We start from the raw sequence: 9,495 nt of genomic DNA, 5'->3' as shown, positions 1-9,495 counted from the left end.
CTGATCGACGACGCACAGAAGATCCACCAGCAACGGCCAGTGTTACAAGAGACGCTCGCTACCGCTACGCAACCGAGGTGTGAGTCTTAGCTAAAGACGAATAGTTTTCCGTCAAATATTCCATTGCATCCTCCCTATCAAGGACCTTTGCTGAATATTTTGAATTTAGTTCTTCATAATCTTTCAGACTATCAGAAGAACCATCTAAACAAATAATCAGGTCGTCTCCTGATAAGTGGTGGCGGTCATTTGACTCATCGAACAGCTTCACGCATCCCCCATTTTGCTGTGCGAATATACATGAATACTTGAATATGTCTAATGTGTATAGTCTATCTTTCGGGATGGTGTCGCCTTTGTGAATATGAACTGTTGGGTCCGGCCTCAATAGATCTGTTCTAACATCATTAGTTTTGTGTGGTACGATTTTATCTAAGGCGTCACTACGTATACTTTCAGTCTGGACGTATGCCGGGGTGTCATCTTGAATGTAATCTTGTATTTCTTCTCTTCGTAATGGATATACCTCTTGTTTAAGAAGACCAGTCACTAAGTCTGCCATCGAAAGGGCAGGGTATGTAATATCACCATACGGGACGGATTTGAACGTATTACATAATTCGCCAATTTCTTCATAAGCCTTACAAATGTGTCCGGAAAAGTCGTCCGTCATCACATCTTTATAGCCGCTGTTTTCATAACGTTTCAAATACCTCCAAATCGATATTATGTCGTAGTATTGGAATAAAATGTCCTCTACAAATTTATGCGACATTTCTCTTCTAAATGCATCATCCTCCTCACGGTATAGTTCTATCCACCTGGGTTGTAAATATGTTTCAGTGACATATATTGTGTCTAATACATCAAGTGAAAGAAGTTCAAAAACGATCTCTCGCCTTGCATCTTCTTGCTTCCACAGTGGCACATACCTGTTTATATATTTATCTTTTATTATTGGCGTTGCTGTTTTAATACCATATTCGTCAACTTTCTTTGAGATAATTTAGAAGTATTGCTCATTAAATTCTTTATGATCTTCTAATACAATTGCAACAGAAATAGCGCTAAACCCATGAGGATGTTGTTTATGAAAATCGTTTTTAGTGGCGTCTGCCGCAATTACTCCTTCTGAAGACATACTACCTCATTGCAGTACTAATAAAAAAACGTTAGGTAAACAGAGGGTGCTATAGAATACGTCATACACTCTCTGTCCAGTGATTCCTATTCTGCTGATGATTGAATACGCCACACTGACTCGAGCAACCCGCCTCACGCTCGCAAACGGCGTCTCGAGTCGGCTCTCACGGCAACCCTACCCGAGACGTGCGGCTTGCAGGAGGCCCACGGACTCATACCGTCGCAGCGAGTGCGTGGAGGTGTGACCGACTCCATCTACGACGACCTCGAGGTTCCCGAGGTGGTCAACGCGAGCGGGACGAAGACCAGAATCGGCGGCAGTCTCATCCGCCCCGAGGCCGCCGACGCGATGCGCCGGGCCGCAGACGGCTTCGCGCGGATCTCCGACCTCCAGGCGCGCGCCTCGACACTCATCAGTGAGGCGACCGGGAGCGAGGCGGGCTACGTCTGCTCGGGTGCGAGCGCCTGTCTCACCCTCGCGGCGGCCGCCGCCATCGCGGGTGACGACCTCGCGGCGATGGCGCGTCTCCCCGACACCGAGGGACTGGCCGACGAAATCGTCGTTCCACGTACCCACCGCAGCGGCTACGACCACGCCTACCGCGTCGCCGGCGCGAGGGTCGTCGACGTGGGGACGAACGACGCCCACCTCGGGAGCGGTGCCGAGAACACCGAACCCTGGGAACTCGAGGCGGCGATCACCGACGAGACGGCGGCGGTCGCCTACCTCGCGACGCCGACGGCGAGACCGCCGCTCGAGACTGTCGTCGAACTCGCCCACGAGGCAGGCGTGCCGGTGATCGTCGACGCCGCGGCGGAACTGCCGCCCGTGGAGAACCTCCGGCGGTTCACCGAGGCGGGGGCGGACCTGGTCGCCTTCAGCGGCGGGAAGGCGATCCGCGGCCCACAGTCGACGGGGATCCTCGCCGGACGAGCGGACCTCGTCCGCTCGGTCGCGCTCCAGCACCTCGACACCCACGCCGCCGAGGCGGTGTGGGACCCACCCGCGTCGCTGATCGATCCGGAGCACCTCGCAGGCGTCCCCCGCCAGGGCGTCGGCCGCGGGATGAAAGTCGGCAAGGAGGAACTCGTCGGTCTCGTCGTCGCCCTCGAGTCGTTTCTCGCCGAGGACCACGAGACCGTCGCCGCCGACTGGCGAGCGCGCGCCGAGCACACCGCGAACAGACTCGACGCACACCCGGCGCTCTCGACGCGTGTGACGAGCGGCGAGCAGCCGACGGTCGCTCCCGAGGTGGTCGTGACGCTCGCAGAAGACGCCGCCGCCCGCTCGTGTGTCGACCTCGTCCGGGCCTTGCGCGCCGAGAATCCGCGTGTCTTCGTCGGTGCGGACGCACTCCACAGCGGCGAGTTCACGGTCAACCCGATGTGTCTCGACGACGACCAGGCCGAGTACGTCTGTGAGCGCATCGAGGCGCTCGTCAGCAGCTGAGTGCGCGCTCGATGCAGTCGGTGAGTTCGTCCGGGGTGACCGGTTTGGTCAGGTAGCCGTCGACGGCGTCGAGTCCGTCGCTTTCGGCCTCGAGTGCGGTGACCATGATCCGCCGGCAGTCGACGCCCCGGCGCTCGAGTTCGTCGACGACGTCGTCGCCCGAGAGTTCCGGCATCTTCCGGTCGATCAACAGCACGTCCACGTCGTCGATCGAATCGAGCGCGTCCGCGCCGCTGTAGGCCGTCTTCACGCGGTAGCGGTCGCCGAGCATGCGGGCGTGTGCGTCGGCGTACAGCGGTTCGTCGTCGACGATCAACACCGTGGTCTCTCCACCCATTACGGATGTCCCGGTTTCCCGCCTCGAGTATTAACAGTATCGTCGGTGTGAACTTCGACGCGCGTCCCGCCGCCATCGGGCGTCTCGAGGCTGACGCGCCAGCCGTGGGCCGCGGCGATGGCCGCGACGGTCGGCAAGCCGAGACCCGCCCCGTCGCCCGTCGCGTAGCCCGGTTCCATCGCCGTCGCTTCCATCCCCTCGACGACGCCGACACCGTCGTCGACGACGGCGAACCCATCGCCCTCGAGCGCACACACCTCGATGTCGAGCGGTCGCCCGCCGTGTTCGAGCGCGTTTCGGAGCAGGTCCGCGAGCAGGTGGTGGAGGAGGTCGTCGTCTGCGTCCACCTCGAGACCGTCTGCGACCGCGAGCGACGCCCCCTCGGTCTCGAAGCGCTCCCAGACCGCTCTCGCAGTCTCGGAGACCGACCGCGACTCGAGTTCGAGGTCCTCGAGCGAGAGCCGTGCGAACGCCAGGAGGTCGCCGACGAGGTCGCTCGCCCGCTCGAGACGGTCGCTGACGGCGTCGAAGTCCTCGTCTGCGCCGGTCTCGGCGGCGAACTCGAGGTACGTCTCGGCGATGCCGAGCGGACTCTTCACGTCGTGGGAGAGGAGTTTCGCCACCGCCTCGAGTCGCTCGCCCGCCCGCTCACGCGCGACTGCGTCGCTCACGTCGCGGAGCACGACGAGCAGCCCGCTCGCGTCCCGTTCCGGTCCCTCCCCGCCGCCGACCCGTGTGACGGTCAGCTCGTGGTAGGTCGGCGTGCCGTCGGCCGCTCGCACGCACACTCGCTCTCTCGTGTTTCCTCCCCCTCGCTCTCTCACGTCCGCTTGCTCACGCTCGCCTCCTCGCTCCGTCCTGTCCGCTCGCTCGCCTGCGCCGCTCGCCGCCTCGAGTGCGGACGGCACCGGGTCGAACAGCGCCTCGATGTGCTCTCCCTCGAGCGACTCGCCAGCGCCGAGGAGCGCCCGCGCCCGGCCGTTCACCGCACGGATTCGGCCGCTCGCGTCGGCGACGACGACGGCGTCGCTCGTGGTCTCGACGAGCGCCGCTCGAGCGGCCGCTCTCAGCGCCTCCGACGCCGCTTCGCTGTGGTGGTCTGTCTCTTCGGTCATGGCTCTTCAGCCCGTGAGCCGTCCCGCGACGTGGCCGCCGGCTGGTGCTCGCCGCGTCCGCCGTTGGGCGCGTGAACGCTGTCCGCTCACTCGAGCGTGACCGCCTCGCCCGTCTCGGCGGCTTCGTAGATGGCTGCGATCGCTCGCATGTCCGTCAGGCCGTGCTCGCCGTCGGCGTACGGCTGTTCGTCCGTGAGCAGGCAGTGGGCGAAGTACTCGACTTCCTCTTCCATCTGGTCGACCTGCTCGAACTCGATGTCGACCGACGTTCCGCCACGCGAGAGCCGCAGTGCGCGGTCGTCCCACGGGTAGAACGCGGGCTCGATCAGCAGTTCGCCCTCGCTGCCGGTGATCCGCAGGTGGCTCGCGCTGTAGGCGTTCTGACTCGCCGTACACACCGCGAGGGTGTCGGGGAAGTCGACCTGGAAGGCGGCGTGTTCGTCGGGTACGTCCGCGAACGCCTCCTCGACCGAGCGGACCGACGCCTGGACGCGGACCGGATCCGCCCCGAGGATATACCGGCTGGTGTTCAGCGAGTAGACGCCGATGTCCATCACGCTCGTTCCGTAGCCCACCAGGTCCGGATCGAGTCGCCACTGGTTCGGATCCGGCACCAGCTCGAGAATCGGCTCGGACATGTTGCCGTGGATCAACAGCGGCTCACCGATCGCACCCGCCTCGAGTAGCTCTCGTGCGCGTCGAACGGCGGGTTCGGTGTGCATCCGGTAGGCGATCATCAGCGTGATACCGCCTGCGTCGGCGGCTTCGACGAGGCGCTCGGCCGCGTCGACGCTCGCCTCCATCGGCTTCTCACAGAGGACCGCCTTCTCGAGGTCGGCGGCGGTTTCGACGAACGCGAGGTGTTTGGCGTTCGGCGTACAGACGTAGACGGCGTCGTAGGCGTCGCTCGCCGCGCCGTCGTGGAACTCCTCGTAGGTGATCGCGTGTTCGACGGTCGGGAACTCCTCGGCAACCTCCTCGCCTTTCTCACGGGAGCTGCTGACGACGACGGCCGTCTCACAGAGGGCCGCCGCCTCGACGGCGGGCATGGTCTGTTCGCGCGTCCACCAGCCGAGACCGACCATCGCGAACCGGACCGGGTCGTCGGTCTCGGTCACGTCCTGCCAGTCGCGGTGGGTGAACGAACTCGTCAGCGTCTCGAGGTCGGGGGCATTTGAATCGAGACCCATACGGAGACCTCACGCTCGAGAACGATGGCTGTTGTGACGAACTGCACTCAGGGGTGGCTGTACCAGCGGCTCACGGTGTGGGATGGACAGCCGCTAGACTCCGCGAAATGTGGTCAGTCGATGTGCCCTTCGCGACGAAGCTGATCTGCGTCCTGACCGGTGTAGCGCCACTCGACGGTCGCTTTCTCGTCCTGGAAGTCCCAGGGCTCGGCGAGTACGACGTCGTTCTCGTTGATCCAGGTCCGGTACTTCATCCGGCCTGGGATGCGGCCGAGGCGCGTCTCACCGTCCTCACAGAGGAGGCGAACGTGGTTGCCGCCGAGGTGTTCGGTCACGACGGCGAACAGTTCGTCGTCGTTGGGCATGCGGAGGTTTCGTCGTCCAGATTCTTCGCTCACAGGCCGACTACGCACGGCAGACGCATAAATGGTTGGAAAACACCTGTTGACTCGAGACACACCTGCTGGCGGCTGTGTAGCGGTGACGGCCGAGCCGCCGACGCTGCGCTCAGCGCCCGTCGAACAGTTCCCGGTACCACTCCTCGGCGAGGCGCTCGAGGTCCGCGTCGGCCTCGCTGGCTGCCATCCCCTCGCTCAAGCCGTCCCAGCGCACGACGAAGCGCGACAGCGGCGTCAGGGCGAGACCGCCGACGCTGATGGTCCCGTCGGGCGTCCTGACCTCCCACTCGGTGAGCGTCCCGCTCGAGGTGCGTTCGACGGCTTCGACCGCCCCGCCGCGTTCGACCCAGTGGTCGACCACGCGGCGAGTGAGGTCTCGAAGCTGTCGCTCGCCGTGGCGGTGGCTGAGCAGTCCGCCGCCGGCGAGGAGGACGAACGCGACGCCAGCGACGGCGATTCCACCGGAGGGGACGTTCAACGAGGCGGCCAGCGCGGCGACGACGACGACGAACGCGACGATTCTGACGTCCCACGTGCTCGGGACGGTGCCGTTCCAGTCGGCCTGCGTCGACTCCGTCGCCGTCGCCTGAGTCGCGGAGTTCGGTTGCGGCGATTCGAGTTCCATAGCGGTTATAGGCGACTCTCGAGACGGTCGCCGCAAAGTGGTTGGCCTGTCGCTGTGGCGTCTTTAATACGCCGAGGACCGTGTCGAATACTAGTTCAGGTGACTGTCTCGAGTGAGCGACAGTCGCCACGCTCGTCGTGCAACCGTCGTTTCACCTGTCGAAGCGGGAGAGCGCCACCTACCGGAGGTCTCGAGCCTCCGCCTGAGTCAGGTAGCAGCCACAGGAGGCCTGGATGGTGTACGGACCCGTCGCCGTCACGCCCACCACGACGCTCTCGCAGTGTGGACACCGTGGCGGGTTCCACCCCTCCCCGCCCCACCGGCCGTACTCCTCGGTCATCGCTCCCTCACCGTCTGCGGCGCTCGAGTGGGTGTGACACGGACTCGAGTGAGAGCGTCGTCACTCCGAGAATCGGCGTTTCGCGGGCTGTACAGCGCGTTTGCGAGCCTTTTAAGGTCGCGTGGTTGGTACTGAGTCATGGCTTCAAAACCCTTCAAGGGGGTTTGTTGGAAGCCACGCCTCGGGTGTCCTCGCACCCGGGGCACGTTCTGTATGCCCCACCAGCACTGGCGGGCGCAGCTTCCAGACGTGAGTTTCACGAAGAGATACATATAATTTCTGGAAATGGGTGTCGGTGATACTTCCCTTTCCGAAGAATCCAGGTCGGAACGAGGGTATCCGGCGGTGGTGTCCGAACACCAACACCTAATACAATCGACTCGTAACGCAGTGTTAATTACCGATGTACGTACGAGTGAGGTGGGACGGGTGAGCTTCGACCGTGATCGGCGCGACCGGTCGAACGACGACAGTGAGCGAAACGAACGTACACAGCGCACTCGAGCGCAGGCCCAGACCCAGCGCGGGGCGCGGCCGTACCAGTACCTAACGCGAGTGGGCCAACCCTCGCGCGACCAGGCGGCCATCCTCGATCAGATGATCCTGCGGCGTGGTCTCGAGAACGTCCAGGAGTTGGGCGAACGGGGTGAACTCCCCGAAGGCTGTAACACGCCGATGGGCGAGCAGGTTCGCGTCGCTCGAGTGCGTAGCTCCTGGAAAGCGGGTGTCGAACTCGACACCGAGAGCGCGATGCGGTCGGTCGAGGCGCAAGCGGAGAGTGATCTCGCGGGTGAGACAGCCACACCAGAGGTGGTTCGGCGGGTGATTTCCCAGCCGGGGCGGCCGCTCGAGGGATCCGTTCGTGAAGAAATGGAGCAGCGGATGGGCGACTCGTTCAGCGATGTACAGCTACACACTGGACCGGAGGCCGCGAAGGCGGCGAGCGCGCTCGAGGCACGCGCCTTCACCACCGGAAACCACGTGGTGTTCAACCGCGGGGAGTACAACCCGGAGAGTCCCGAAGGGAAATATCTGCTCGCGCACGAACTCGCGCACGTGAGACAGCAGACCGGCGGGAAGGTCAGTATGCTCCCCCAGGAGGGGAGTTCGCTGGTCATCGACCCCGATCCCGAACTCGAGCGAGAGGCCGACGAGGTGGCGAGGAAGGCACTCGAGGGCGAGGGTCCGATCGTCGCCCACCGCCTGGGGATGGACGTGTCGATCCAACGCGCCGTGAGCGCAACCCGGCGCGGGTTCCTGAGAGGCAGGTTCAGCAAGACCGAGGAGCCGACCGAAGAGCCAGAGGGGCCGAGCATTCCCGCCGACCCCGAGGTCCTCGCCGCCGAGGTCGAGCAGTTGAAAGCCGGCCAGGCGAAGGTGATGGAGACGCTGACCGAAGCCAAACCCGGCGCGTCCTCTGACGGCAACTGGTTCAAAGCCGCGACCAAAGGCAGCCTCGGCGCACTCGCCGGGGCCGGGGCCGGTGCCGCCATCGGGGCCGCCGCGGGCTCGGTCATCCCCGTCATCGGTACCGCGGCCGGTGCTGCCGTCGGTGCGGCCGTCTCCGGCGTCGCCAGCGACGTCACCAAAGAAGGCATCGACTACCTCGCCGACAACCGCCCCGGTGGCAAAGGCGCCCAACTCGAGGGCATGTACGAGGAGATTCAGCAGATGTACCTCGAGTTGAAGGACGCGCGGGAAACGACAGGGTCGACTCGCTTTGACTAATCTATGGAAGGGAAGATCGTTGGAGAAGACGAGCGAGGAATTGGGGTTCGAATTACAGACAATCGCGGTACGGAACACACCGTCGCAGTAGGGTTTGACGGCGAAATTCAGGGACACTCGCAAGACGGCTACGCCGACGACCCAGACGAGCGAACCGAAGACGACAACGAGCGCGTCAACCAGGCCCGGCGCTTCGCGAAGTTCCACGTCTACCGCGAACGCGGCTACGATACCCTCGAGCACGTCGACAATCCCGACTATATCGACGCCGTGCGCCGCGCGATACTCGCGCTCTCGGACGAGGCATTCGAGCGCTACTTCGGGCCGCTCCGCCAGCAGCTTCGCAGCCACCACGAGGACGTCGAGCGGCCGGTCGCCCTCCCCGCGGGCGTCCGCGCGCCGAACGCGGTCGTTTACAAACTCGACATCTACCTGGGCGTCGACATCGAGGGGAGCGGCCTGACCGACCAGGCGCGAACACTGGCCGCCGACCACGGACTCGAGTACGACGACGGAACCCAGCCAAAGAGCGGCGGGGCCGTCACCGACGCCGACCGCGAGAACTGGGAGACCTTCGGCGAGGAACTGGTCGACCACGCCGACGACGAGGACCTCGAACTCGAGGTAGGGGCCGTCTCCGGTATCCACGTCGGCTTTCCCAACGCGCGTGGTGAACACGAGGTCCAGTGGGCCGACAGCCCGCTCGAGCGCCAGCCGGATGCTCGCCTCGAGTTACTCCCCGCCGAGCCAGGCACGCTCGAGGAGTTTCGCGAGTATCTGGACCACCACCTGCGCTGTCAGGTCAGGGACTGTTTCGTCGGGATGGGGCTCGTTCCGCCGGACCCCTACAAAGTGGTCGGCTTCGGGAAGTTCATCTACGCCCGTCGGTACGACCACTACGGCCTCTACCCGCAGTTGCACAAGCGCGACGGCGACCACGGGGCGTTTATCAAGTGAGTCATTTCCGAGCAGCGACTGGCCACCGGCCGTCTTCGACGCCGATTCCAACACCCGAGCGCGAGGCCGACGAGGTGGCGAGGAAGGCACTCGAGGGGGAGGAGCCAGTGGTGGCTCACCGCCTGGGGATGGACGTTCACGTCCAGCGCTCAGCCGAGGGCGGGATTGGACCCATCGCCAAAGAGACCGAGGACGGCACGGTCGTGGCCGAC

11 protein-coding genes and 1 pseudogene are annotated in these 9,495 nt (G+C 63.6%); 4 read left to right on the top strand and 8 right to left on the bottom strand.

Features of this window, described 5'->3' with window-relative positions:
* Window positions 1-64 precede the first annotated feature (64 nt).
* A complete protein-coding gene (locus tag N0B15_RS00135; protein WP_484549506.1) occupies window positions 65-1,003 on the bottom strand; it encodes a DUF8203 domain-containing protein in 939 nt (312 codons plus the stop codon).
* A 3-nt stretch (window positions 1,004-1,006) separates the two neighbouring features.
* Entirely contained in the window at window positions 1,007-1,141 is a 135-nt protein-coding gene (locus tag N0B15_RS00130) for a hypothetical protein (RefSeq protein WP_263004916.1), read from the bottom strand.
* A 243-nt stretch (window positions 1,142-1,384) separates the two neighbouring features.
* Between N0B15_RS00130 and N0B15_RS00125 the strand changes: the two genes are divergently transcribed.
* A complete protein-coding gene (locus tag N0B15_RS00125) occupies window positions 1,385-2,593 on the top strand; it encodes an aminotransferase class V-fold PLP-dependent enzyme (protein ID WP_263004914.1) in 1,209 nt (402 codons plus the stop codon).
* Here N0B15_RS00125 and N0B15_RS00120 read toward each other — a convergent pair.
* The 6 genes from N0B15_RS00120 to N0B15_RS00095 all read right to left on the bottom strand — a co-directional run bounded on the left by N0B15_RS00120 (window position 2,583) and on the right by N0B15_RS00095 (window position 6,598).
* Window positions 2,583-2,930 (bottom strand): response regulator, encoded by a 348-nt coding sequence (locus tag N0B15_RS00120; protein ID WP_263004912.1) that lies wholly within the window; start codon window positions 2,928-2,930, stop codon window positions 2,583-2,585. The genes N0B15_RS00125 and N0B15_RS00120 overlap by 11 nt on opposite strands.
* Window positions 2,930-4,045: an ATP-binding protein gene (locus N0B15_RS00115; protein WP_263004910.1), complete on the bottom strand. Its 1,116-nt coding sequence runs from the start codon at window positions 4,043-4,045 to the stop codon at window positions 2,930-2,932. The genes N0B15_RS00120 and N0B15_RS00115 overlap by 1 nt, the downstream gene beginning before the upstream one ends.
* A gap of 86 nt (window positions 4,046-4,131) precedes the next feature.
* Window positions 4,132-5,235 (bottom strand): D-xylose 1-dehydrogenase Gfo6, encoded by a 1,104-nt coding sequence (gene gfo6 / locus N0B15_RS00110; protein ID WP_263004908.1) that lies wholly within the window; start codon window positions 5,233-5,235, stop codon window positions 4,132-4,134.
* A 113-nt stretch (window positions 5,236-5,348) separates the two neighbouring features.
* Complete coding sequence (locus N0B15_RS00105; RefSeq protein ID WP_263004907.1) at window positions 5,349-5,633, bottom strand: translation initiation factor eIF-1A; 285 nt, start codon at window positions 5,631-5,633, stop codon at window positions 5,349-5,351.
* Between the two features lie 109 nt (window positions 5,634-5,742).
* On the bottom strand, window positions 5,743-6,258 hold the full coding sequence (locus N0B15_RS00100) for a hypothetical protein (protein WP_263004905.1): 516 nt from the start codon (window positions 6,256-6,258) through the stop codon (window positions 5,743-5,745).
* Window positions 6,259-6,436: 178 nt separating this feature from the next.
* A complete protein-coding gene (locus N0B15_RS00095) occupies window positions 6,437-6,598 on the bottom strand; it encodes a hypothetical protein (RefSeq protein WP_263004903.1) in 162 nt (53 codons plus the stop codon).
* A gap of 429 nt (window positions 6,599-7,027) precedes the next feature.
* On the opposite strand from N0B15_RS00095, the gene N0B15_RS00090 reads away from it, so the two are divergent.
* The 3 genes and pseudogenes from N0B15_RS00090 to N0B15_RS00080 form a co-directional block, all read left to right on the top strand.
* Window positions 7,028-8,326 (top strand): eCIS core domain-containing protein, encoded by a 1,299-nt coding sequence (locus N0B15_RS00090; RefSeq protein ID WP_263004901.1) that lies wholly within the window; start codon window positions 7,028-7,030, stop codon window positions 8,324-8,326.
* A gap of 3 nt (window positions 8,327-8,329) precedes the next feature.
* Window positions 8,330-9,283 carry a DUF7958 family protein gene (locus tag N0B15_RS00085; protein ID WP_263004899.1) on the top strand — a complete coding sequence of 318 codons (954 nt, stop codon included), beginning with the start codon at window positions 8,330-8,332 and terminating at the stop codon, window positions 9,281-9,283.
* Window positions 9,280-9,495, top strand: a pseudogene (locus N0B15_RS00080) (hypothetical protein); the annotation flags it as partial. The gene N0B15_RS00085 and the pseudogene N0B15_RS00080, both read left to right, overlap by 4 nt.

The sequence above is a fragment of the Natronobiforma cellulositropha genome (genome assembly GCF_025629245.1).
GTDB classification, from domain to species: domain Archaea; phylum Halobacteriota; class Halobacteria; order Halobacteriales; family Natrialbaceae; genus Natronobiforma; species Natronobiforma cellulositropha.
The sequence above is the reverse complement of the archived record's forward strand: the minus strand, read 5'-3'. Positions and strand labels throughout refer to the sequence as shown.

Coding starts and splice junctions, on each gene's coding strand:
- N0B15_RS00130 (WP_263004916.1), bottom strand. CDS start 1,141: ATGTCTTCAGAAGGAGTAATTGCGGCAGACGCCACTAAAAACGATTTT.
- N0B15_RS00120 (WP_263004912.1), bottom strand. CDS start 2,930: ATGGGTGGAGAGACCACGGTGTTGATCGTCGACGACGAACCGCTGTAC.
- N0B15_RS00115 (WP_263004910.1), bottom strand. CDS start 4,045: ATGACCGAAGAGACAGACCACCACAGCGAAGCGGCGTCGGAGGCGCTG.
- gfo6 (WP_263004908.1), bottom strand. CDS start 5,235: ATGGGTCTCGATTCAAATGCCCCCGACCTCGAGACGCTGACGAGTTCG.
- N0B15_RS00100 (WP_263004905.1), bottom strand. CDS start 6,258: ATGGAACTCGAATCGCCGCAACCGAACTCCGCGACTCAGGCGACGGCG.
- N0B15_RS00095 (WP_263004903.1), bottom strand. CDS start 6,598: ATGACCGAGGAGTACGGCCGGTGGGGCGGGGAGGGGTGGAACCCGCCA.
- N0B15_RS00085 (WP_263004899.1), top strand. CDS start 8,330: ATGGAAGGGAAGATCGTTGGAGAAGACGAGCGAGGAATTGGGGTTCGA.